Origin of the sequence: Chryseobacterium phosphatilyticum (genome assembly GCF_002899825.2) — a bacterium.
Lineage (GTDB): Bacteria > Bacteroidota > Bacteroidia > Flavobacteriales > Weeksellaceae > Chryseobacterium > Chryseobacterium phosphatilyticum.
This window is the reverse complement of record NZ_PPED02000003.1, coordinates 616338-641256: the sequence shown is the minus strand read 5'-3', so window position 1 is coordinate 641256 and position 24919 is coordinate 616338. Positions and strand designations below refer to the sequence as shown.

The window sequence follows — 24919 nt, the reverse complement described above, 5'->3', positions numbered from 1 at the left end:
AATTATCCCATAAACTCAAGCACTGCATCCGTAATATACTTCAGCTGCTCTTCGTCAAGTTCCGTATGCATTGGTAAAGAAATTACCTGATCTAAAAGCTTGTCTGTATTCACAAAATCAGCATCATTACTTTCCTGGAAATAAGCTTTTTGCTTTCTTAATGCTACCGGATAATAAATCATTGCAGGAATTTCTTTCTCAGTCAGGAATTTCTGAAGATCATTACGTTTTCCGTTCAGAATTCTTAACGTATACTGGTGGAATACGTGGGTAGAGTTTTCAGATCTTTTTGGAGTAAGGATATTAGGATTACCTTCAAACGCTTCATCATAAAAATCAGCGGCTCTTCTTCTTGCTTCATTATAAGAATCCAGGTGAGGAAGTTTTTTTCTTAAAACTGCAGCCTGAATACTATCTAAACGAGAGTTTACCCCTACCTCATCATGGTAATATCTTTCATACATTCCATGGTTTACAATTCCTCTCAAACGGTGTGCTAATTCGTCATTATTGGTAAAAATAGCACCTCCATCGCCGTAGCATCCTAAGTTTTTTGAAGGGAAGAAAGAAGTTGTTCCCACTGTAGACATCGTTCCGGCCTGTTTTACTGTTCCGTCAGAAAACGTATATTCAGAACCAATCGCCTGTGCATTGTCTTCAATAACATATAAATTATGTTCTTCAGCAATCTTTAATATTTCTTCCATATTGGCACATTGTCCGAATATATGTACCGGGATAATCGCTTTTGTTCTTGGAGTGATTGCTTTTTTTATCTGTTCTGTTGAAATAGTAAATGTATCATAGTCAACATCCACTAAAACAGATTTCAACTTAAGCAGGTGAATTACTTCTACCGTTGCTGCAAAAGTAAAATCAGCCGTAATGATTTCATCCCCTTCTTTCAGATCCAATGCCATCAGGGCAATCTGTAAAGCGTCTGTTCCATTCGCACATGGAATCACGTGTTTCACGTCTAAATAAGACTCCAATTCATTCTGGAAAGACTTTACTTCAGGGCCGTTAATGAAAGCCGCTGAATCCATTACATTTAAAACTGCATTGTCTACATCATTCTTTATTTTGTAATACTGACTTTGCAAGTCAACCATCTGAATCTTTTTCATATAATAAATATTTCTGTAAAAATAAGGAATTTAAAATCCTATCAAAAATTTTATTGATTTTGTTTTTATCTTTATACAAAATAGTACTATGAAAAAACTTTTACTCTTTTGTATTTTAACAGGTTACTCGAGTGTTTTTGCTCAAACGGAACTGGTTTTTGTTTATTTCACAGATAAGCCGAACAAAGCAGCTTTCTTTGCCAATCCTCTTTCAGAACTGACACAAAAATCACTCAACAGACGATCAACACTGGGAATTCCATTAAACGATCAGGACGCTCCCATTGAACAGGCTTATCTTCAAAACCTGCAAAATTTAGGATTTATAGTTACAGATTATTCAAAATGGCTCAATGGAGCTGCAGTAAATGCAACTCCTGCTCAAATTATAGCATTACAGGCTCAGCCCTTCGTTTTATCCGTAGAGAGTTTTGCCAAAAACACCTCAACCACTACAAAGCAGACTCCTCCCAAGAAAGGAAACGATCAGATAAGTACGAATAAAATACTGACAAACTTCAATTATGGATCAGGTTCAGCTCAGATTGACCAGGTTAATATCAGGCCTCTCCATCTGGCTGGTTTTACAGGAACGGGAATTTCCATTGCTGTTATAGATTCCGGGTTTCCAACAGTAAATACCGGAGCTGCGTTTTCAAAAATATGGAATAACAATCAGATAAAAGGGGGCTATGATTTTGTAACAAAAACCAATGACATCTATAATACCTCTCTAAACCCTCATGGAAGTGCCGTTTTAGGGGCTATCGGAGGCTATATTGAAAATACGTTTGTAGGAGCCGCCCCGGATGCTGATTTTTATCTTTACCGAACGGAAAACTCTTCTGTAGAAATCCCTGAGGAAGAATTGTATTGGATTGAGGCGGCTGAAGAGGCTGACCGAAAAGGCGTTGAGATCATCACCTCATCATTGGGCTATAATGTTTTTGATGACCCGAAATATAATTATACCTATACAGATATGAACGGAAGCACTTCTTTTATTGCCAGAGCCGCCGGGATCGCAGCTGAAAAAGGAATTTTTGTGCTGGCAGCAGCAGGCAATTCAGGAGATAAACCATGGCACTACCTTTTGACTCCTTCTGATAATGTCAATGTATTTTCTATTGGCGGAGTTGATTCTGCAGGAACTTCTTCTCTGTTTTCTTCTTTTGGTCCCAATTCTCTGGGAATTGTAAAACCTGATGGAAGTGCCCAGGGGACCAATACAACAACAGTACTAGACAATGCCACAATAACAGTGAACGGAACATCAATAGCAGCACCCATCGCTGCAGGAGGAGTGGCGTGTTTCATCCAGGCTTTTCCGAATATGAACAGAGAGCAGATCAGATTAAAATTAAGACAAACAGCCTCTCTTTTCCCCAACCACACAGATCAGATAGGATATGGCATTCTTAATTTCGGCAGTATTTATACTGCTGCTTTAAATACATCAGAAATCTCAAAAAAAGAACAGATGAGTATTTATCCCAACCCTGTTAAAAATATTTTAAATATAGCTTCAGAACATGATTTACAATGGTTGGAAATCTACGATAGTCTGGGAAGGTTGATCAGAAAAAGTGGCCATCAGAAAACTTTACATGTGGAGGATCTTACAAAAGGAACTTATTATTTGAAAATTCAGATTAAAAATCAGTCTTATTACGAGAAATTTATCAAGGGTTAACTTTTTCAAAGTGCCATTGATGCCAGTTTTTTCACCGATTTTATAAAAACAGAACGTAATATGTTTTGGCTAAAGCCAATGGAAATGGTTGATAATAAAAAACGGGCTTTAGCCCGTTTCTATTGATATTTCTATTCGTATTTTATATTACGCTGAATTTCTGCTCGCGTTAATATTTCCAAACAACGATCTTGTCACCAATTTTTCGTATGCTTCCTTATTTCCTTCTCCTTTCTGGATTTTCATCAGGGCATATTGCTGGATACTCAAAAGTGGCAATACAATTTTTTCACGGATTTTCACAGATTTTCTTGATAACGGATCTTCTTCCTGAAGCATGGCAAAACCAGTTAATTCCAGCATGATTTCTCTTGAAAGTTCATATTCATTAAACAACACATTCCAAAAGGCACCGAATTTCGGATTGTTTTTAATATAATAAGTCAGAGGAAAATATGATTTATTCATACTCATCATTGAGTTCAACACCAATGTTTTAAAGAAATCTGAACCTTTGTAAAGCTCTCTTACTTCGTCAAACCTTCCTTGTTCTTTCAATTGCTGCATGGCATATCCAAAACCAAAGAATCCCGGAACATTTTGTTTGAGCTGCGACCATGATCCCACAAACGGAATTGCTCTTAAATCTTCAAATTTCAGTTCATTACCACTTCCTCTTTTGGACGGGCGGCTTCCGATATTGGTTTTTCCGTAATATTCCAGCGTACTCATTTCCTGTAAATATGGGACAAACATCGGATGGGCCTTAAGGTCTGAATATTTTTTATAACTGATTTCAGCCAGTTCAATGATCAATTCTCGTTCTTTTTCCGTGAGATCTTTCTTCGCATTTTTGAACACGTCATTTTCCACTCCGGCCGTCAGCAATTGTTCAAAATTGTATTTTGCCTGTTCTTTATTCCCAAAAATACTGGTAATGGTCTGCCCCTGAATGGTCAGTTCAATTTTATTATTAGCGATTGTTTTTCCCTGAGAGGCATAGAAGTCATGGGTCTTCCCTCCACCTCTTGCAGGTGGTCCTCCCCTGCCATCAAAGAAAACAACTTTAATATTACTTTGTTCAGAAAGCTTTGTCAAAAGCTCTTTGGCCTTGTAAATTTCCCAGTTGGCTTTCAGATATCCTCCATCTTTCGTTCCGTCAGAGAAGCCAAGCATGATTGTCTGTTGATTTCCTCTTCTTTCAAGATGTTTTTTGTATACAGGATTCTGATAGAGCTCATTCATCACATTCTCTGCATTGGCAAGACCTTCCATCGTTTCAAAAAGCGGAACAATGTCCATATTGATCTCCTCATCCTTATATCCACAGATTTTGAAGAATGCATACACATTCATTACATCTTTTACAGCATCAGAATTGGAAATAATATATCGGTTCATTCCCCGCAGTCCATTCAAATTCTGAATTTCCGATACCTGAGAAACTGTTAATAATGTATCTTTTACAATATCTTCAAAATCATTGGCATTGACTGTTTCAGCATGTTGAATCAATTGAGAAAACTTCTCCTGAGCATCAGTATTTTCATTTCCATATAATTTTGCATAGACCTCATCAATGACCTGTTGATGGATTCTGCTGTCCTGACGAACATCCAATGTGGCAAAGTGAGTTCCGAAAATCTTCACACGATCCCTGAAATTGGCCAAAAGATCTAAAAACAAAGAATTGTGTTCATTAATTAATATTTTCTCCGCTTCCTCCGCTTTCTGTAAAATATCTTCGGCTGTAATACTTTTTCCATCAAAAATAGCCGCGTAAAGTTCTTCACTGAGTTGGGTTAACGCTTCAGAAACTCCTCTGAAACTCAATCTTCTTCTGATAAATTTCAGGTGGCTGTAATACGATTTCAGAATAGCTGAACGAAGTTCTTCTGCAACTCTTTTAGTAACATCGGCTGTCACAAAAGGATTTCCATCTCTGTCTCCTCCAGGCCAGAACCCTAATTGAATAATATCTTCGTGCAGGTGAAAATGCCCGTTTCCAAAAGTCTTTTTAATCTTGGTAAAGAGCTCCCCAATGGTATCATAATACACATATCTCAGGTATGAAATGATACTCAATGCCTCATCTATCGGGGTAGGTTTTTCTTTATTCACAAAAGGCGTCTTTCCCAATTGTTGCAAAAGCATATCAATTTGTGTGACAGAATCATTGGTAATAGCCCCTCTTAAATCCTGAATGATTCTCTGTACCGAGCTTGGATAAAATTGTGTAGGGTGTGCGGTGAACACCACTTTAACACTGAAATCTTTTAATTTATCACGTACTTTTTCAATCTTATGATCCTGAAAAGAACGCTCAAAAAGGTTGGTTACAGTTCCGTTATCACTTTCGGAGTGAAGATTCGGAAACGCAGCATCTTCAATGCTGTCAAACAAGACCACTTGTCTTTCTATATACTGAATGATCTTAAAAAGCAATTCAAGCTTTTGCTCTTCATTTTGAAGATCGGTATGGTTTTTAAAAAATTCTTCGACTATTTCTTCAGGGTTTTTTCCTGCATCATAACCGGTTCTGCTTTCTTCGTAAAGGAATGGGAGCAGCATCCCGATATTTGTCATTTTATCATAAGGCAGGCTCATAAATAATGAATTGTAGATCTGGAACTTATTTTCCACAATCTGCCTGAATTTTTCTGCGCGTTGGTCGTGTATCATAATAACAAATGTAAGTGATTTTGGAATTAACTGAATTGACAAATGACAAAAAGAGCTCCTGTAAAATTTATCGAATTCCCGATAAACATTTCGTAACTTTGAACTCTAATTAATTTTTAAATATAGTTAATATTAGTAGTAATATTATTGATGTTATATTAAAAAATATTCAAAAACTGTTATGGGGTACATCAGAGCATACTACGAACAAATTGTCAAACTTCAGGAATCGGAATGGGCATTTATTGCAGGACATTTCCATAGAAGAGTGTATGCTAAAAATGAAATCATTACCCGGCAGGGAAATACAGAAAATTTCTTATCCTTTGTGGAATCCGGGTTGGTAAGATCATACATTCCGGATGATGACTACGGGTATACTTTCAATTTTGGATTTGAAAAAGAGTTTACCTGTGCTTATGATTCTTTCCTTACGCAAACGCCATCTGAATATGCAATGCAGGCTCTGGCGGAGACCGTAGTCTGGCAGATTTCCTACAATGATCTGCAACAGGTGTATAACAAAACCAGTGTAGGAAATCATCTGGGACGCTTTGCCTCTGAAAAATTGTTTCTGGCAAAAAATAAAAGAGAACTTTCATTGTTAAAGCTTACCGCCAGAGAACGGTATTTAAAACTTTTTACCGAACAACCGGAAATGCTGAAGCTGGTTCCTTTAAAATACATTGCTTCTTATATTGGAATCACACCACAAGCCTTAAGCAGAATCCGCCGACAGATTAATTAACATAGGTTCATTGTATATTTTTGTTCTTCTCTTGAACTTTGCAGAAAAATACGACAATGAATTTATCTATTCTTGCTTACGGAAATCAGATTTTAAAACAAAAATGCTCAAAGATCAGGGCAAACACTTCAGAAATCCAAAAACTGATCACCAATATGCGGGATACCATGGAAAACGCCAATGGTTGCGGCCTCTCCGCTCCCCAGATCGGAAAATCCTTACAACTCTTTGTTATTGATAGTGAAATCACTTATAAACATCTGGATTCGGAAGATCAGATTTTATATTTTGAAAAGAATGATAAAGGGATTAGAGAAACCTTTATTAATGCGAAAATAATCTACAGCTCTGAAGAAACCTGGGAAGATTATGAAGGTTGTCTTAGTATTCCGGGACTTTCTCAAAAAGTAAAAAGACCCTGGGAAATTACCATTGAATATCAGGATCACGATTTTATAAAGCATACTAAAGTCTTTACCGGTTTAACCGCCAGAATCATCCAGCATGAATATGATCATACGTTGGGAATTTTGTACACCGACCACCTTAAGCCTCTGACCAAAAAAATGATGGAATCTAAACTTAAAAAAATTACCAATGGAAATATTTTGACACGGTATCCTATGAAACTTTGATTATTATATAAATGATGATAAATCTTTTTATATATTTGATTTCATAGTAATAACTTATGAATAACCGTGGAAGATTTCAAGCTCAAGGAAAGAAATTAGAAGAATCTGAGTCTTGGGCTCAAGAAAAAGGGATAGAACTTGATGAATCGTTAAAACTTATCGAAAAATTAAAGACAAAGATCCCCCGGAGAGAATTAAACATTAGAAAAAAAGTATTTGAGAAAACTAAAAAAATGATCACAGTAGCTAATTCTAATGGAGGTATAAAAGTTGATGGAGATAAAATATTTTCTAAAAGCTATATTGTATTTGGAAAGGAAAGAGTTGATACAGAAGTTTTTAAAGGTGAAGCATTTATATGAAATTATCAGAGCATAAAAATTTTTTAAAATCTAAAGAAGATTATAATCTTGCTAAATCTTTTTGGAATGATGTTCTTTGGAACATTAATTCAGACTTTAAAGAGTATGTAATTAATCAATATAGAAACAATGAAGAAATAATAGATGGAAATCCTATTTTTTCAGCTTTATATGGTAATCATAAGGCAATTCGAATTATTCAAAATCCTACCACTATTCAAGAACCGATTTTTACAAGCTGGATAAACAAAACAGCCATTGGGCAAAATAATGTTATTGAATTAGTAATCATGTTACAACCTAACGATTATCTTATTAATGATACTATATATTTAATTGACATTTTTTTAAAAAACAGAAGTAGAATTCATCTAAATCAAAAAATAGATTCTCTAAATAAAAAATACCAAATTAAATGGGATCTATTACGTTCGAAAAAAATTATTAAAAAATTTAATGATTTATCAATAATAGATTTAAACAATATTGATAGTATTCAATCTCTTGAGATTAGTACGCCAGTTCTCAAGGATTTTGTACAAATAGTTGCAATAGAAAATAACTACATAAATGTTCCTGCCATGGTGATAAAGACCCCTATGTCTGCTGCTTTGCAAAAAGTAGGAAATAGTGTGAGAAATTTGGCAGGTGTTGTAACTGTAAAAGGGGACTATGCTTTAGCAAAAACTCCATCAGTTGAAGGGTATACAAGAAGAGTTAAAAAAGGATATAATAATACAGCTAATTTTAAAAGAAGTATAAAAAGTAATTTATTAAAACTTAATAAACAAATTGACCATTTGAAAAGAGAAACAAGAGAAGTAAGAAAAAAAGAAAATTAATTTATGAAAATCATCATTGCATTTTCTCTAGTCATCTCTAATCTGTTTTTTTCCCAGATCAAGGTTCCCGATGATTACAAAAAGATCCCGGATATTATGGATACTGTTGATTATTTGTATCCCTTTATTGTTCCGGATAAAGATTATTCGTACTGGCGGGTACTGAGCAATGATACTGATTATGAAAAAGCTGTGATCTACGAAAGTCAGGCACCGGATTTCATGACGATTAATGAACCTACTCCTGAAAAAGGGTTTTTCCAGAAATGTATCGGTAATAATTGCTTTTCATACATTCTTGCCTGTAAAAAAGAGAGGTCTGTTTATTTTTCTGATGAGCAGCAGTTAAGAAATTTTATCGGAACCGTGGACAATCTTCCGGAAGCTCTTTTGATTGCGAAAACTTATGGGTATTCAATAGATACAAAAAATAGATTTACCGGAGCATACAAAATTGATGACCGCCATATCTATTTATACGCTTTGCAATCTAAAGGCTGCCCTGTAATCAAAGAAGCTTTTCTGATTACTATCAATAGAAAAACAGGAAAACTCGAAGCCAAAAGCAAAGGAATATACTCAAAAAATGAGGATTGTTCTACTTTATAGCAAGCTAACAAAACATTTGTTTTTGGAAATACACTTATTTTCCATCTAAGACAGAGCCTGCCTATCCTTATCATTATATTTTTAATTGCCACGAATTCATTAATAAAATTATTCATGCATGCGTGGCAATTAAAAAAATCTCCAGGTTCTTCTTTGTTTATATGTTTATAGCTCCCTGGCCGGAGGCAATCAAATATGCTTCTTTCAATGTTTCTGAGTAAGTTGGGTGCGCGTATGAGATCCGGAACATATCTTCAGCAGTCACTTCATATTCCTGAGCAATCACACCTTGTGCAATAAGGTCAGCAGCTCTCGCACCAATGATATGGACCCCCAGCACTTCTCCATATTTCGGATCTACCAGGACTTTTGCAAAACCTTCCATATCCATTGAAGCCCGGGCCCTTGCGCTGGCAGAAAACGGGAATTTCCCAATATTGTACGTAATGTTATTTTTCTTGAGATATTCTTCTGTGTACCCTACTGAAGCTACTTCAGGCCACGTATACACTACAGAAGGAATTCTGTTGTAATGAATGTGCCGTTTTTGCCCGTTAATGGTTTCTGCTACAAAGACACCTTCTTCTTCAGCTTTATGAGCCAGCATTGCCCCACCGATAACATCGCCAATCGCATAGATATGGGAAGCTGATGTCCGTCTATTTTCATCCACTTTAATAAATCCTCTCTCGTCAAGCTGTACGTCTGTATTTTCAAGACCGAGACCTTTTACATAAGGGCTTCTTCCTACTGCTACCAAAATATACTCTGCATCTAACTCTCCTTCTGCTCCGTTTTTATCTTTAAAAAACACCTTAGCTCCAGAGTCCACATTCTCAGTTCTATAAACAGCTTGATTAAGACGGATATCAATTCCTTCTTTTTTCAAGATTTTCTGAAGATTTTTTCCCAGTTCATGGTCCATTGTGGCAATAAGATGATCAGCATATTCAAGAATGGTCACTTTTGTTCCAATACGGTTGAAAATGGATGCCATTTCTACACCAATTACTCCACCACCAATAATCACCATTGATTCCGGTTTTTCTTGTAAAGACAATGCTTCCGTAGAAGTAATGATTCTTTTCTTATCAATTTCCACTCCTGGAATACTTGAAGGTTTTGATCCTGTCGCGATGATATAATACTTCGCTGTAAGTTGTTTTGTTTCAGACTCGTTTACAATTTTCAAAGTAGAATTATTAACGAAACCTGCTGTTCCTTTCAGCCGGGTAATATTATTTTTATTCATTAAAAAATTGAGACCTCCGGTATTTTTGGAGACTACCTCTGCTTTTCTCCTGTACATTTGTGAGAAGTCAAGTTCAATCTTGTCCAACTTTATCCCATGCTCGTTGAATTGATGTTCTGCTTCTGCATAATGATGGGTACTGTCCAGTAGAGCTTTGGTTGGAATACATCCTACATTGGTACATGTTCCTCCCAGTGTATCATACTTTTCTATAATTACAGTTTTATAACCCAGCTGTGCACTTCTTATAGCAGCTACATATCCTCCTGGTCCAGAGCCAATTACGGCTATATCATAATGTTCCATTTGATTTATTAATTTTTTATGATTAATTTTACTTGCAAAATAAAAGCAAATTTAAAACAAACACTTTCGATTTGCAAGTATTTTAAAAATATTAACATCATGAGTAAAAAAAGATCAGACTGTCCTATCAGTTGCTCTCTGGAAATCTGGGGGGATAAATGGTCATTATTAATTATACGGGATCTGATGATCAAAAGAGAGTGTACGTACGGAGAACTTCAAAAAGCTGATGAAAAGATTGCCTCCAATATTCTGGCAGCAAGACTTCAGCATCTTCTGGAAAACGGCATTATTGACAAAAAAAATCATCCGGAAAATAAACTTAAGGTAATTTATTTTCTTACTGAAAAAGGGATTGATCTTATTCCTCTGATTGTTGAAATTAACTTGTGGGGAGATAAATATCTGACCATTCCTGATGAAAGGAAAGAACTGGTAGAAAATATCAAAAGGGACAAAGATGATTTTATAAAAAGAGCAAAATCTTATCTTTCCGGAAGTTAAATATCAATGTACACCCGGCTTGGTACGGCAGAAATTATTCAATAGCTTTCATGAAATTAAGCTATAGTAATTTTAAAATTTCATTAACTCAGATTTTCTTTTTCATTCCGTACATTTGAAGTAAATAAATAAAAGTACAATGCTTAATTTCGAGTTTAAAAATCCTACAAAAATACTTTTTGGGAAAGGCGAGATCGCTAAAATTTCCAAAGAAATTCCCAAAGATGCAACGATATTAATGATCTACGGTGGTGGAAGCATCAAAAACAATGGTGTTTACGATCAGGTAAAAGATGCTTTGAAAGATCATAAACTCTATGAATTTGGTGGTGTTCCGGCTAATCCTGAGTATGAAGTTCTAATCAACGCACTAGACTTTATTAAGGAAAAAAATATCACTTATCTTCTTGCTGTAGGTGGTGGATCTGTAATTGATGGTACAAAATTTATCTCTGCAGCTGCCAACTATGAGGGTGAACCATGGGATATCCTGAGAAACCAGGTGCGAACATTCGAAGGACAAGGAATGCCATTCGGAAGTATTCTGACCCTTCCTGCTACCGGTTCGGAAATGAACTCGGGATATGTTATTTCAAGAAGAGAAACGAATGAAAAGCTTTCTTCAGGAGGTCCCGGTCTATTCCCTCAGTTTTCCGTTCTGGATCCCGAAGTCATCAGATCTATTCCTAAAAATCAAATTGTAAATGGTATTACCGATGCGTATACCCATGTTCTGGAACAATATATGACGGCTCCATCTTCTGCTGATCTTCAGGAAAGAATTGCGGAAAGTATCCTGATCAGTCTTCAGGAAACGGCTCCAAAAGTATTGGCTGATGATTTCGATTATGATGCTGCCGGAAACTTTATGTGGTGTTGTACCATGGCATTGAACGGGCTTATCCAGAAGGGAGTAATCACGGACTGGGCAGTACACGCAATGGGACATGAGTTAACAGCTTATTTTGGAATCGATCATGCCAGAACATTGGCAATCATTGCTCCTTCTCACTATCGTTACAATTTTGAAGATAAAAAAGGAAAACTCGCTCAGTATGCTGAAAGAGTTTGGGGAATTAAAGAGGGAACACTAGAAGAAAAAGCAGAATCAGGAATTAAAAAGATGGAAGAATTCTTCCACAGTCTGCATATTAAAACTAAACTTTCTGAGTATACAGAAGATTATACAGGTACTGCCGAAAGGGTTGAAAAAGCTTTTACAGACAGAAAATGGCTTGGTCTTGGGGAATATAAAAAACTGACTCCTCAGGATGCTTATAAGATTGTGGAAATGAGTTATTAGAAATAAGAAACTGAGTGTTTAAAATTTGAGACTTAAAATATTGACTCAAGATAATTTATGGGAAAGCGGGCTAAAGCCCGCTTTTCTTGATAGATAAGATGAACCTTTTATCTTAATAATTTCCTAAACGTCCTTGCTCAAAACATTTTTCTCTTTCAAAATTATTTAATTTATAAACATTCGTTTAGAAAATACGTATTTCATTACGGATATTTCAAATTTATTTATATTTTAGCATATTCTTAAATTTGTGAAAATGAAAAAACAGCTACTTTTATTTACCTTTTCTGCTTTAGCACTTACTTCTTGTAAAGATGACGATCTTCAGGCTTACGAAATGGATATGATGAAAGGAGATTGGAAAGAGGTTAAGACAGAAGTTATTTCCGGAAAAGATAATAAAACAGTGCTTTCTTCTTCTACTCCAACGGGATGTTCAACAAAAAATACACTTTTTTTCAGAACTGATTTTTATGTAAGCTATACAGCGTACACGGGAACCGGGGCAGATTGCAAAATGTCTGAAAAAAATGAGGGGAAGTACACCTATGATCCGGATGTCAAAATTCTGGGTGTTAAATTTAATAATGATGATAACAGAAACTTCAAAGTTGATATCCTTACCAGTCGTGACCTGAGATTGGCACAGCAATTTGGAAACTATGACCAGGATGGTGATAAAATCCCTGATATAACTTATATTACTTACAAAAGATAAATACTAAACTCCCGTCAATCGGGAGTTTTTTATTACTTTTACTTTCAATTTTAAATCTGAAAATAATGAAGAAGATTCTGTCAGCATTTCTGGTGCTGTGTTTTACTATTGCCTTTTCACAAGAGAAAAAGCCGATGTTCTGGGAAGACATCCAGAATTTCAAAAAAGAAGACCAACAAAATCCACCACCCAAAAATGCGATTCTACTGCTTGGAAGTTCATCTTTTACCAAATGGACGGACGTAGCCAGTTATTTCCCGGATAAAACTATTATCAACAGAGGTTTTGGAGGTTCACGGCTTACTGATCTTAATGATTTTGCTGATGATCTTTTAACGCCTTATCAACCTAAGCAGATTATTATTTACTGTGGAGACAATGATTTTGCTGATGATCATGAATTAAAGGCAAACGAAGTTGTACAGCGTTATATAACTTTCTATAAAAAAGTGCGTGAAAAATTCCCTACCATTGAGGTGGATTACATTTCGATAAAATTTTCTCCGAGCAGAGAGGTACTTTGGCCTCAAATGAAAGAAGCTAATAAAAAGATTGCTGCTTTTATGAAAAAACAGCCGAATTCAAAGTTTATTGATATTACCAAGGCAATGGAAGATTCCAAAGGAAATGTAAGAAGAGATATTTTCCTTCAAGATATGCTCCACTTAACTCCGGAGGGCTACAAAATCTGGACTAAGGTGATTTACCCTTATTTGAAATAACCTATAGAGCCCTCACCTGGAGGGCTCTATTTTTACAAGCTATTTAAAAGGTTTTTGATGAATAAACTCAATTGAATGTCATTATCAACTCTTTGCCATCATTCCTGAAGTTTACTTTTCCCAATTTGAAGCTTTTATTCAATTTATTTTTTGTTTTTAGCCTCAGCTCTTTTATGCCAGATGTTTTATTTGGGGTCAGAATAATCGTAATCCGGACTGAATATATCTGAAAAACAACAGAATCTTTATGTTTGGTGGCGGGTTTGATTCCAAAGCTATCCAGTTCTTTCGTCAGCTTATCGTAATCTTCAGTATTACAGTTAAGAACGATGGCTGAGAGATCGGTAATTTCTCTTTTCTGATCAAATATTCTTTCCAAAAAAGCTTCCCTTGTAAAAAACTGATATTTTTTATGGTATAACCGGGTTAAAAATTCCTGGTTATAGAAAGCATACCATGTGGCAATACTTCCCTGTAAAGCTGTAGAGTAAGCAGAATACCATAGTACTTCTTTCCCCGCAAAATTCCACATTGCATGATTTTTGCTGAATACAAGGTCATTGTTTTTTAATTTTTTTCCAATATCATCAGAAAATGTTCCCGACGTATCCCAGGAAAAGCCAATTCCTACAGAACCTACTTTTTCCCCGAATCTGTTATCAGGTCCCATTACTTCAATATATGTTGATTTTCCACGCAAATATAATGTGGTACTTTGCTGGTTTATCGGCAGAAAATCAGGAAGTCCTTTATCCAGGCTGCTCCATTTTGCTAATTGTTCACTTCCCCTGATTTCGTTAAACGAAACAGAATCCAGTACAAAATAAATATGATTCACTTTTAAAGCTTCGTTCTGTCCAAAGACTTTGTTTCCGAATGCAATAAGAAAAATGATAAAAAAATATCTGCCCATCTCACAATCAGCTATAAATTGTTATTTTCAAACACGTACACTAAAACAAAAAAAGCAGAAATAATTTCCTGCTTTAAGAGCCACTAACGACTATTTCTTTCTCTTGGATTTAGATATTGCTTTCTGTTGAGCTCTGTTGGCTCCAAACTTCTTAGGTGCCTTTCTTTTGGATGGACCACCCCAGTTTTCTTTTGTATTCTTGGCCTTTTTCTCATGGAAAGCTCCCCCACCTTCATTCAGTTTTACCTGTGCCGGGTTTTTCATCACCACTTCATCTTTTTCAGAAGCGATTTTATTAGGATTTATTTTTACCTCTTCAGGGAAATCATTGAATTTTAATTCTTTATCCATTAACAATTCAATATCAAGAATGGAAGGCTCTTCTTTTTTGGTAACAAATGTAAGTGCTTTCCCTTCTTTATCAGCTCTACCTGTTCTCCCAATTCTGTGAATATATTGCTCAGGAATATCCGGTGTCTCGAAGTTGATGACATGAGTAACGTTTGAAATATCAAGACCTCTCGCCATTACGTCAGTAGTAATCAATCCTCTGATCTCTTCATTTTCAAAACTCTTCATCGCTTTAAGTCTGTAATTCTGAGATTTATTGGAGTGAATCACATCAAACTGCCCAGGGAAAAGCTCATCAATTTTGGTAAAAAGAAGGTCAGCATGTCTTTTATTATTATTAAAAATCAAAACCTTAGACATATCTGCATCATTCTTCAACAAATGCTCAAGAAGGTTGATTTTAGTATTAAAGTTTTCAACTTTATAACCTGTCTGCTCAATCTTTGCGAGTGGCGTTCCTGACTTCGCCAATGAAATTTCTACCGGATTGGCAAAATAAACGTCCAGCATTTCATCTACCGCTTCTGTCATGGTTGCAGAGAACAAAATATTTTGTCTCTTTTCCTTCATCATTTCAAAAATATGGCTTAGTTGTGGTCTGAAACCTAAATTAAGCATTTCATCAAATTCATCAATGATTAATTTCTGAACTTCTTTCAGGGAAATTGCATTATCAATCGCAAGATCCATTACTCTACCAGGTGTTCCCACTAAAATATCACAACCGTCATTGAATAACAATTTCTGAGTATTGATATTTTTTCCTCCGTATATTCCGATTACTCTTGCAGTAATGTTTTCTGTCAGTTTCTCAAGGATTTCAGCTACCTGCACCACCAATTCTCTTGTAGGAACAAGCACTAAAACAGTTGGATTTCCAGTTTTACTGTATTTCCATGTTTTAAGAACGGGTAAAAGGTAAGCTAATGTTTTCCCGGTTCCGGTTTGTGCAATCCCCATTACATCTCTTCCGGAAAGAATAGGCTTTAAGCTTTTCTCCTGAATAGGTGTAGGTTCAAATAATTCCAGATCCGCTAAAACATCGAGAATTTTAACCGGCAGGTCAAAATCTGCAAAAGTGAGTTTTTCCATTTTGCAAAGATAGGTATTAATCTGTATAATGGAAAATGGAAGTGAAAAGGTGGCAGATTTCAAAGATTTTATGCACCTGAGGTTCGTATCTGCATACCCACTTTAAAGATACATCCCTAAATTTTCAACTTTCAATTCTCCTTTTTCAATTTTTAGTTTACCTTAACACTCTTGCTTGTAATTTTAATATCATCATCTTTCCATTCACTTGAGGTAATGATTACATTTCCCTTTATTTTAGGATCTTTTTTGATGGGAAACTGATCTTCTTCCCACTGATTGCAGTGTGTAGAAATAGAAGGTACCAATAGTTTCCATCCTGTTTTACCTGATGTGTAAGCAAGGAAACCACGCCAGCAACTTGTGCACCATCCCGGATAAATACCAATTTCATCTTTTCCGTCTCCGTTAAGGTCTCCCAGATTATACAACTTCCCGTCATAAGCTGGAGAAACAGTAAATGGCTTTATCGTTTTATCACTAAAATAAACGGTGGTTTCACATTTTCCGTCACATTCATCTGTACAGTCACTGACTTTAGTATAGGCATATTCCTTTGTTCCGTTACCATCAAAGTCTCCTGAGATATTTCCTTCATTTTTTTCCTGTGCAATTACAAATGGACTACAGCAGATCAGCGCTGCGATAATAAGTGTTTTCATTGTTATTTTGTTTTTTTGATTTACAATATAAATTCAGGGGTCGAAATGTAAAATTAAAATTACCTATCTGAAGACCTGAAAAAAAACAACTGGTTACTTCTTTACTTTCTCGTAACTCTGAGCAACAGTATTAAAACCAGAATGATTGAAAAAACAAACCCTAAAACGGCAACCAATGACAACTCTCCTATCCTTGGTCCGGATTCGGATGTAAAAACAATGGATGTCGCAATGATATTGGCTCCAAGAATCATAGCCAGAATCAAATTGATTACGCTTGACTTGATCAGTTGGTTGGTCTTTTCTATATTTTTGATTTCACTTGAAACAGTGAACTTATTTTCATCTAATTTTTGTAAAACAGAACGCAGTTCTCTTGGTATTTCATCTACGTTATCTGTAAAATTCATCATCCTGTCCATCCCTGTCTTTAAAAGATTTTTAGGGCTGATTTTCCTGGTGAAAATCTTTTTAGTGTATGGATGAAGACTTTTGACAATATCAAGATCAGGATTAATATTTCGACCGACCCCTTCTATCAGGCTTATTCCTTTGAATAAAAGATAGAAATAATCAGGCATATATAACCTGTTTTCCTTCAGAATATCCTTCATTTTATTGATAATGACCTGAACATTGATATCTTGCAAAGATGAGCTATGGACAAAGTTTAAAATATCCTCTACCTCATTTTCAAATCTTCTTTCATCAGGAATTTCATAGCTTATAGCCATCTTCTTTAAATAACGTACAATCTTATGTGGATTTTTGGCAACAAAGCTTACAATAAGGCTTTCGAGAATTTCTTTATCATTGGGCTGAATCTTTCCTACCGCTCCAAAATCAATAAAAACTACTTTTCCATCTCTTTTTACCAGAATATTTCCTGCGTGTGGATCTGCATGAAAAAAACCGTAATCTAAAATTTGAGACACGAACAGCCTTAGCCCTCCTTCAGAAACTTTTACAGGATCAATATCATTAGCCAAAAGAACAGATTTATCTGTAACCTTGATCCCATCAATGAATTCCATACAAAGAATATTGTTGTTGGAAAGCTCTTCATATACTTTTGGAACGTAAGTTTCTTTATTATTTTTAAAATTAAGACGAAATTGTTGGATATTATTTTTTTCGTTGATCAATGAAACTTCTTCCAATAATGATCTTTCAAAAGTGGAAATAGCCTGCTTCAGATTCAACTTCTCTCCTATCTCGGAATAAGCAGATATGAGTTTTTCAAGATCCTTTATTAAAAGTAAATCATCTTCAATGACAGATTGTACATCTGGTTTTCTCAATTTTAGAATCACCGGACTTCCATCATTCAAAACAGCCTTATATACTTGAGCAATGGAAGCTGTAGCTAAAGGTTCTTTTTGAATTTCCAGGAAATAGTCTTTTACGGAAATATTGAACTCATTCTCCAGAGCTTCTTCAACATCCATGTCTACTGCATCCACTTTATCCTGAAGTTTCTGCAATTCCTGAATCAATTCCGGTGGTAACAGATCTTCCCTGTTACTGAATGACTGTCCCAGTTTTACGAAGGTAGGTCCCAATTCTTCAAGAACCAGTCTGATCCTTTCATAAACTGTACCTTTCGAAACGACTTCATCAGAATTTCCGGGGACTTCCTCTTGCTTATTTCCTCCGTTCATTCTCGCCAACAGATCTTTAAACCCATATTTACTTAGTACGGAAATCAATCTGGCAGATCTTTTCAGTTTTCTTTGCTGCTTGTCAAACATAATGTATCAATAGTAAGTGCAATTTACTCCAAAAACTATTCCCAATACTATTTTTATTCTGTATGAAAGGATCATTAAACCTAATTTTATCAGAAAAAAATGCCAACAACACCCTATTTAATTAAGAATATAATAACAAAAAACATCTTCTCAGCACTATTTAAAATAAACATAATAATAAAAAACATCACTTATCTTAACCTATAATATATTTTTCTATATTTACACTGTACAAACATTAAAACAAACCAATAAAAGTATTACAACATGAAAAATTTACGTAACAACAAACTATCAAGAGAGCAATTAAAAGGAATTTCAGGAAACGGTATCATTATCGGTTGCTCGAATGAATGCTGCCCAACTGATGGAAGGCCAAGATGTCCCAGACTTATTTGTCCGGCCGTTGTGTGCCCACAGTATATGTAATATCGAAATTATATTTCTGCCTGAAAGGGCTATATTAATCCGAAGAACTGTTCTTCGGATTTTTTTATGCTCATTATTTGGAGAGTACAGGACCATAAAAAAAGATTTTCAGATAATATAGATTTTTTCAAGGCACCTTACTTTTGAAACAGAAACAGTAGTATAATAAAACATCACAAATCATGCTAAGAAAAATTATTTCAGCCGGCTCCATTATAGTATTTTCTATGATCACCGGTTCATCTTTAAGAGCACAGGTTGCTTCCGTAAGCACAGTTGCAGAATCTATGACCGCTAATTTGGATTACTTAGGTCTTACTGATAATCAAAAAAATAAAGTATTATACTTTAACCAAGCTGCCGCTAATTCACTTGATGCACTTGATAAAAAAGTAGGTGACAATTCTAATATTTTAAATAATAAAGCGATTACCAGCGAGCTCATAGAAATTATGGTTCAGCGTGACAAAGCTCTTAGAGAGATCCTTACTCCAGAGCAGGAAAGTCAATTTGAGAAAAACAGAGTAAAAGCGCTTGCCAACTTCAGAACTTTGGTCATGGTTCCTTTGTTGGATCTTACTGACAAACAAGTCCCTCAAGTATATGACATCAATCTTAAAAGTGTTCAGGCCATGCAGAATGATTTGGATAAACGCAACAAAAGCAAAAGAAAAACAAGCGATCAAGAGGCTCGTCGTATCATTACCAACCAGTTTAAAAATGTAGATAAGGATTTTGAAGCGATTTTAAGCCCATCTCAGATATCCATATATAAAAACAATGAACAATTGTTGATTGATGCGGTAAGACACAATAAAAAGGTGCAATCCAAATAAATATATTTTTCATTCATCATGACACTTATTCCCCAAACTAAGTCTTTCTTGACGAGGCTGCCTTTCTCAGGTAGCCTTGTTTTTTTGTGAAGGTCTATTCTCCCTGAAAAAGATGGGTTCAGAAATAATTCTGAACCCATCTGTATCTTGTTTGTTGTGTTCTTATTTAAGATAAGTTTCATATAAGTCTTTCCTTCTGTCTTTCATCACCTGCACTGAACCGTTATGGTGGAGATCTTTTAACAGGTTTAAATCCACATCTACAATCAATGTCATTTCTGTGTTCGGAGTGGCCTCTCCTTTTACGGCATTAGACGGAAACGCAAAATCTGACGGAGTAAATACGGCAGCCTGGCCAAACTGAATGTCCATATTATTTACTTTCGGAAGGTTTCCGACACAGCCTGCAATTGCGACATAGCACTCATTTTCTATAGCTCTTGCCGCAGCACAGTGACGTACTCTCATATAGGCATTCTGAGTGTCTGTAAGGTAGGGAACAAATAATATTTTCATGCCCTGATCGGCAAGAATTCTTGGTAATTCCGGAAATTCTACATCGTAGCAGATCACCAGCCCTATTTTACCACAGTCGGTATCAAAAACTTTAATTTCATTCCCGCCTTTCATTCCATAATACCTCTTTTCATTCGGAGTAATGTGGATTTTTCTGTACTCATCCATTCGCCCATCACGATGGAGAAGATAACTCACATTGTATAATTCATTATTTTCAAAAACAGGCATACTTCCGGAAATAATATTGACATTATAGCTGATAGCCAATTCAGAAATTTTTGCTTTAATCTGATCGGTAAGCTTGGCCAGTTCTATCATACTATCTCTTTCTGAAAGGTTGTTGAAAGGTGCCAGCAAAGGAGTATTAAACAGTTCAGGGAAGAGGACAAAATCAGATTTATAATCTCCCATCACATTCACAAAAAACTCTACCTGTTCATAAAAGGCTTCAATATCTTTAAAGGTTCTCATCTGCCACTGGACAAGCCCTAAACGGATAATGCTATCCTGCATGGTATTCGGGCTTTTGCTGTAATATATATTGTTCCATTGCAGGAGAACAGCGTTTTCCCTTGAAGCTTCATCTTCAGGAAGATATTTCTTCAGGATTTTGATGGGAAGAAAATTATTGGAAAGCTGAAACGACAATACCGGATCATAGATCTCTTTATCTCTTACTTTCCGGATATAATTTCTTGCAGAAAGTTCGTGGCTGTATTTATGATAATTTGGAATTCTACCACCAAGGATGATGGATTTCAGGTTCAATAATTCGCAAAGTTCTTTTCGGGCATCATAAAGCCTTCTTCCAAGGCGCAGTTCGCGGTATTCAGGATCTACAAAAACTTCTATTCCATACAAAACGTTTCCTTTTGATGAATGGGTATTGAATGTATAATTTCCTGTAATATCAACATAGGTATGATCATCCCCGAATTCGTCATAATTCACGATAATAGAGAGTGCTACCGCAGCTAGTTTTCCGTCTACGGTAATACAAATCTGCCCATCAGGAAAGATTCTCGTTAGTTTTTCAATACTTTTCTTTGACCATATTGATTCTGACATCTGTGGATATGCCCTTTTCATTGTTTCCGCCAACTCATCATAATCCTGAACAGTCAGAGGTCTTGTTTCTATTTGCATTTGATGTAATTTTACTTAAATTTAGGGAAAAATTGTACAAATACAGTTTAAAAACAACCAGTTTATTTCTATTTTTTTTTACATGAAGCCTTACGCAGTAACCTTAATTATAAGCATTACCATTATATTTGTTATAAGAATCTTTTATCCAGCCTCAATAATCAATCTTTCACACAATTTAAACTTGTTTTCAGTATCTGAATTAAATGTTCAGGAAGTTAAAACCCTTGTTTATTTATATTTAGCTGGAATAATATTTATAAACTATCTTATTTTCCATAAGCATATATTATTCAAGCTAACTTATTGTTTGTTAATTATAATCAATATTATAATTGTCATTTCTTCATTGAAACAATTTTAATAGAAAATATCTAAGGACAGGATTATATTATAAATTATGGAAGAGTTGATTTACCAAAAAATTCAGGAATACGATTCAAAAATGGAAAATTTTAAAATTTCATTTACTGATCATACCTTATCAATAGATGATTTAATTAGTTTGTATAGATTTAGAAATGAGATAGCAAGAACTGAAGATGTAAAGAAACTAACACAAAAAATTCATGATGACTTCTGCCTGATAAAACAACAATGTCATGAAAACATTAAGTTTGTCATTGCAAGATATGACGGAATAGCTAGAATGTTCTTCTTTAGCGAAGATTATTCTAAAATTTTTTCGGATCATCAATTTTAACAAAAAAATCCCACCCAAAACGGGCAGGATTTATATCTATAAAATTCAAGTCAAAAATTATTCCCACTCAATGGTTGCTGGTGGTTTGCTTGAAATATCATAAGCTACTCTGTTGATTCCTCTTACTTCGTTGATAATTCTGCTGGAAACAGTATCTAAGAACTCGTAAGGAAGTCTGCTCCATGTTGCTGTCATAAAGTCGATCGTATTAGCAGAACGAACTACCGCTGTGTATTCGTACGTTCTTTCGTCTCCCATTACTCCTACAGATTTTACAGGAAGTAATACTACGAAAGCCTGAGATACTTTTTCGTAAAGATCATTTTTATACAATTCTTCAATAAAGATATCATCAGCCTCCTGAAGGATTCTTACTTTCTCAGCATCTACCGCTCCCAATACTCTGATTCCTAATCCAGGACCTGGGAAGGGGTGTCTGTATACCAGGTGGTGAGGAATTCCTAGTTCTTCTCCTACTCTTCTTACTTCGTCCTTGAAAAGCTCTCTTAATGGCTCTAATAATTCGAATTCCATATCTTCAGGAAGTCCGCCAACGTTGTGGTGAGACTTGATCACAGCAGAGGGTCCGTTGACAGACTGACTTTCAATAACGTCAGGGTAAATGGTTCCCTGAGCCAAGAATTTAGCGCCTTCTATTTTGTGAGATTCTTCGTCAAAAACATGGATAAACTCATTTCCGATGATTTTTCTCTTCGCTTCAGGGTCGTCTACTCCAGCTAATTTTGTAAGGAATCTTTCCTGAGCATCCACCATCTTAATGTTCATGTGGAAATGCTCTCCATACTGATCCATTACTTTCTTGCCTTCGTCCTTTCTCAATAATCCCGTATCTACAAAAATACAAGTCAACTGATCACCTATGGCTTTGTGGATCAAAACAGCGGCTACAGAAGAGTCTACACCTCCTGAAAGTCCAAGGATTACTTTGTTGTCTCCCACTTTCTCACGGATCTCCTCAACTGTTTTTTCGATATAGTTGGTCAGTTTCCAGTTTTTCTCTGAATTACAGATGCCGAAAACGAAATTTTCAAGCATTTTCCCTCCTTCTTCTGTATGAGAAACTTCCGGGTGAAACTGAACGCAGAATATTTTCTTATCTTCATTAGAGATAGAAGCAATTACCCCTGATTTTGCATTTAATTCAAAGCCTGCCGGTAAATCTCCTACTTCGTCGAAGTGGCTCATCCAAACCACAGAATTTTGAGTAACTCCTTTTAATAAAGAGCTTTCTTTAACGATTTCAAGATTGGCTTTACCATACTCTCCTTTTTCTCCCTTATTTACTTTTCCACCTAAAAGGTGAGCTGTCATCTGCATTCCGTAGCAAATTCCCAAAACAGGAACTCCCTGTTCGTATAATTCTTTTTCTACAAGGTGGGCATTTTCTGCGTTCACAGAGCTTGGTCCTCCGGAAAGAATGATTCCTTTCGGTTGTTTTGCTAAGATATCTTGTAAAGGTGTATTGTAAGGTAAGATTTCAGAGTATACCCCCATCTCACGGATTCTTCTTCCGATAAGCTGGTTGTACTGGGATCCGAAATCTAAAATAATAATACCGTTGTTCATTTTTGATAATTGATTTGTTTGAAAGATATCAGATTTCAGACATCAGATTTCAGATTTTAGGTCTGAAGTCCGAAATCTAGAATCTGAACTCTTATTTCTAATATTAACTGTTTTACAAAAAAAGACTTGGAATTTTTCCAAATCTTTTTTCGTGATTTTTATTAAAACTTTCCGATGTCTTCTCTGTAGAAGCCGTAATCGAAATGTACATGTCCTGCATCTTCGTAAACATTCTTGCGGGCTTCCTCATAAGTAGCTCCGGTAGCCACAATGTTCAGTACCCGACCTCCATTGGAAACTACTTTGTCTGCTTTTCTGGCAGCTCCTGCATATAATAATTTGCTGTGCTTTAATTTGTCTTCGCCTACAATTTCATAGCCTGTTTCAAAGTTTCTTGGATATCCTCCTGAGCACATTACAAGACAAACTGCTTTCTCATTTTTAAACTTAAGCTCGATTTCTTTTCCTTCCATACAATCCTGGATAACATCTAAAAGATTGTTTTCCATAAGAGCCATCAATACCTGAGTTTCAGGATCTCCGAATCTCATGTTGTATTCAAGAAGGTAAGCACCGTTTTTGGTGACCATTAGTCCAAAGAAAATGATTCCTTTAAATCCAAATCCTTCAGCCTTAAGACCTTTCAATGTTGGTTCAAGGATATTTTTCTCAAAATCAGCGTAATGCTCCTGAGTGAATTCCGGACTTGGTGCCACTGACCCCATACCTCCAGTATTAGGTCCTGTATCACCGTTTCCTGCTTTTTTATAATCTTTGGCAGCAATACAAGGGAAAAGCTTTTCCCCATTCGAGAACGCTATGATTGAAGCTTCAAAACCTTGTAAATATTCCTCGATAACTAAACGAATACCAGCATCTCCATAGATTCTTCTGATCATGAAATCATGGATGGTCGCTTCAGCTTCTTCAAGGTTATCACAAATAACAACTCCTTTTCCACCTGCTAAACCACTTGCTTTGATTACTAAAGGATATGGTTGTTTTTGCACATATTCTTTAGCTTCGTTATATGAATCAAATACGACCGCTTTAGCTGTTTTGATATCATAGGTTTGCATAAACTTCTTAGAGAAAGCTTTACTTCCTTCAAGGCTGGCTACTTTCTGATTCGGACCGAAAACTTTAAGATCGTGTTTTTTGAATTCATCCTTGATACCAGCTACCAATGGAGCTTCAGGGCCTACAATCGTAAGATCAATCTTTTCTTTAATAGCGAAATCTCTAAGTTCTTTGATTTCTGATAAATGAACATTTTTTCCTATTACATCGGTAGTCGCATTCCCGTTAGCAAAAAACATTTTGGAAATCCTTGGGTCATTCTGAAGCTTTGCTGCTAAAGCAGATTCTCTACCGCCTTCACCTATGATTAATATTCTCATACTTTATTTATTATCTAGTCTAATTTA

23 protein-coding genes are annotated in these 24919 nt (G+C 35.6%); 13 read left to right on the top strand and 10 right to left on the bottom strand.

From position 1 onward, the window contains the following. Positions 1-2 precede the first annotated feature (2 nt). The gene (locus C1631_RS14800) at positions 3-1127 is read right to left on the bottom strand and encodes a DegT/DnrJ/EryC1/StrS family aminotransferase (protein ID WP_109713037.1); all 1125 of its coding nucleotides are present in this window, start codon (positions 1125-1127) and stop codon (positions 3-5) included. 88 nt (positions 1128-1215) lie between these two features. Between C1631_RS14800 and C1631_RS14795 the strand changes: the two genes are divergently transcribed. After that, complete coding sequence (locus tag C1631_RS14795) at positions 1216-2820, top strand: S8/S53 family peptidase (RefSeq protein WP_109713035.1); 1605 nt, start codon at positions 1216-1218, stop codon at positions 2818-2820. 147 nt (positions 2821-2967) lie between these two features. Here C1631_RS14795 and C1631_RS14790 read toward each other — a convergent pair whose 3' ends face one another. Further along, positions 2968-5502, bottom strand: coding sequence for a phosphoenolpyruvate carboxylase (locus C1631_RS14790; protein ID WP_109713033.1), 2535 nt, complete (start codon positions 5500-5502; stop codon positions 2968-2970). A 181-nt stretch (positions 5503-5683) separates the two neighbouring features. Between C1631_RS14790 and C1631_RS14785 the strand changes: the two genes are divergently transcribed. Genes C1631_RS14785 through C1631_RS14765 form a run of 5 tightly spaced genes read left to right on the top strand, consistent with a single transcriptional unit; the run spans position 5684 to position 8698 of the window. Further along, positions 5684-6250 (top strand): Crp/Fnr family transcriptional regulator, encoded by a 567-nt coding sequence (locus C1631_RS14785; protein ID WP_109713031.1) that lies wholly within the window; start codon positions 5684-5686, stop codon positions 6248-6250. 56 nt (positions 6251-6306) lie between these two features. Continuing rightward, the gene (gene def, locus C1631_RS14780) at positions 6307-6885 is read left to right on the top strand and encodes a peptide deformylase (protein WP_109713029.1); all 579 of its coding nucleotides are present in this window, start codon (positions 6307-6309) and stop codon (positions 6883-6885) included. Between the two features lie 56 nt (positions 6886-6941). Continuing rightward, on the top strand, positions 6942-7247 hold the full coding sequence (locus C1631_RS14775) for a hypothetical protein (protein ID WP_109713027.1): 306 nt from the start codon (positions 6942-6944) through the stop codon (positions 7245-7247). Continuing rightward, on the top strand, positions 7244-8089 hold the full coding sequence (locus C1631_RS14770) for a hypothetical protein (RefSeq protein ID WP_103249653.1): 846 nt from the start codon (positions 7244-7246) through the stop codon (positions 8087-8089). The genes C1631_RS14775 and C1631_RS14770 overlap by 4 nt, the downstream gene beginning before the upstream one ends. 3 nt (positions 8090-8092) lie before the next feature. Beyond that, the gene (locus C1631_RS14765; RefSeq protein ID WP_109713025.1) at positions 8093-8698 is read left to right on the top strand and encodes a hypothetical protein; all 606 of its coding nucleotides are present in this window, start codon (positions 8093-8095) and stop codon (positions 8696-8698) included. 157 nt (positions 8699-8855) lie between these two features. Here C1631_RS14765 and lpdA read toward each other — a convergent pair whose 3' ends face one another. Further along, positions 8856-10256 carry a dihydrolipoyl dehydrogenase gene (gene lpdA, locus C1631_RS14760; protein ID WP_109713023.1) on the bottom strand — a complete coding sequence of 467 codons (1401 nt, stop codon included), beginning with the start codon at positions 10254-10256 and terminating at the stop codon, positions 8856-8858. 99 nt (positions 10257-10355) lie between these two features. Here lpdA and C1631_RS14755 point away from each other — a divergent pair, with 99 nt between their 5' ends. The 4 genes from C1631_RS14755 to C1631_RS14740 all read left to right on the top strand — a co-directional run bounded on the left by C1631_RS14755 (position 10356) and on the right by C1631_RS14740 (position 13503). Continuing rightward, a complete protein-coding gene (locus tag C1631_RS14755) occupies positions 10356-10760 on the top strand; it encodes a winged helix-turn-helix transcriptional regulator (protein ID WP_103249717.1) in 405 nt (134 codons plus the stop codon). Between the two features lie 139 nt (positions 10761-10899). Beyond that, on the top strand, positions 10900-12063 hold the full coding sequence (locus C1631_RS14750) for an iron-containing alcohol dehydrogenase (protein WP_109713021.1): 1164 nt from the start codon (positions 10900-10902) through the stop codon (positions 12061-12063). A gap of 256 nt (positions 12064-12319) precedes the next feature. Then, positions 12320-12781 carry a lipocalin-like domain-containing protein gene (locus tag C1631_RS14745; RefSeq protein ID WP_103250233.1) on the top strand — a complete coding sequence of 154 codons (462 nt, stop codon included), beginning with the start codon at positions 12320-12322 and terminating at the stop codon, positions 12779-12781. A 65-nt stretch (positions 12782-12846) separates the two neighbouring features. Next, on the top strand, positions 12847-13503 hold the full coding sequence (locus tag C1631_RS14740; protein ID WP_109713019.1) for a GDSL-type esterase/lipase family protein: 657 nt from the start codon (positions 12847-12849) through the stop codon (positions 13501-13503). 67 nt (positions 13504-13570) lie between these two features. Here the strand turns inward: C1631_RS14740 and C1631_RS14735 are convergent, their stop codons facing one another. The 4 genes from C1631_RS14735 to C1631_RS14720 all read right to left on the bottom strand — a co-directional run bounded on the left by C1631_RS14735 (position 13571) and on the right by C1631_RS14720 (position 18272). Continuing rightward, positions 13571-14416 carry a DUF5829 family protein gene (locus C1631_RS14735; RefSeq protein ID WP_103250237.1) on the bottom strand — a complete coding sequence of 282 codons (846 nt, stop codon included), beginning with the start codon at positions 14414-14416 and terminating at the stop codon, positions 13571-13573. Between the two features lie 90 nt (positions 14417-14506). Continuing rightward, a complete protein-coding gene (locus C1631_RS14730; RefSeq protein ID WP_109713017.1) occupies positions 14507-15859 on the bottom strand; it encodes a DEAD/DEAH box helicase in 1353 nt (450 codons plus the stop codon). Between the two features lie 152 nt (positions 15860-16011). Further along, positions 16012-16521: a hypothetical protein gene (locus C1631_RS14725; protein ID WP_109713015.1), complete on the bottom strand. Its 510-nt coding sequence runs from the start codon at positions 16519-16521 to the stop codon at positions 16012-16014. A gap of 101 nt (positions 16522-16622) precedes the next feature. Next, positions 16623-18272, bottom strand: coding sequence for an ABC1 kinase family protein (locus tag C1631_RS14720; protein ID WP_109713013.1), 1650 nt, complete (start codon positions 18270-18272; stop codon positions 16623-16625). A 267-nt stretch (positions 18273-18539) separates the two neighbouring features. Here C1631_RS14720 and C1631_RS24105 point away from each other — a divergent pair, with 267 nt between their 5' ends. Together C1631_RS24105 and C1631_RS14715 are read left to right on the top strand one after the other, a co-directional pair. Beyond that, on the top strand, positions 18540-18701 hold the full coding sequence (locus tag C1631_RS24105; protein ID WP_165828308.1) for a hypothetical protein: 162 nt from the start codon (positions 18540-18542) through the stop codon (positions 18699-18701). Positions 18702-18883: 182 nt separating this feature from the next. Next, complete coding sequence (locus C1631_RS14715) at positions 18884-19537, top strand: DUF4890 domain-containing protein (RefSeq protein ID WP_109713011.1); 654 nt, start codon at positions 18884-18886, stop codon at positions 19535-19537. Between the two features lie 162 nt (positions 19538-19699). Here C1631_RS14715 and C1631_RS14710 read toward each other — a convergent pair whose 3' ends face one another. Continuing rightward, positions 19700-21202 carry a bifunctional GNAT family N-acetyltransferase/carbon-nitrogen hydrolase family protein gene (locus C1631_RS14710; protein WP_109713008.1) on the bottom strand — a complete coding sequence of 501 codons (1503 nt, stop codon included), beginning with the start codon at positions 21200-21202 and terminating at the stop codon, positions 19700-19702. Between the two features lie 400 nt (positions 21203-21602). Here C1631_RS14710 and C1631_RS14705 point away from each other — a divergent pair, with 400 nt between their 5' ends. Then, positions 21603-21905 carry a hypothetical protein gene (locus tag C1631_RS14705; RefSeq protein ID WP_103250028.1) on the top strand — a complete coding sequence of 101 codons (303 nt, stop codon included), beginning with the start codon at positions 21603-21605 and terminating at the stop codon, positions 21903-21905. Between the two features lie 57 nt (positions 21906-21962). On the opposite strand, the gene guaA is transcribed toward C1631_RS14705, so the two are convergent. Together guaA and purD are read right to left on the bottom strand one after the other, a co-directional pair. Next, the gene (guaA, locus tag C1631_RS14700) at positions 21963-23492 is read right to left on the bottom strand and encodes a glutamine-hydrolyzing GMP synthase (RefSeq protein ID WP_109713006.1); all 1530 of its coding nucleotides are present in this window, start codon (positions 23490-23492) and stop codon (positions 21963-21965) included. Positions 23493-23653: 161 nt separating this feature from the next. After that, complete coding sequence (gene purD / locus C1631_RS14695; protein ID WP_109713004.1) at positions 23654-24892, bottom strand: phosphoribosylamine--glycine ligase; 1239 nt, start codon at positions 24890-24892, stop codon at positions 23654-23656. Positions 24893-24919 lie beyond the last annotated feature (27 nt).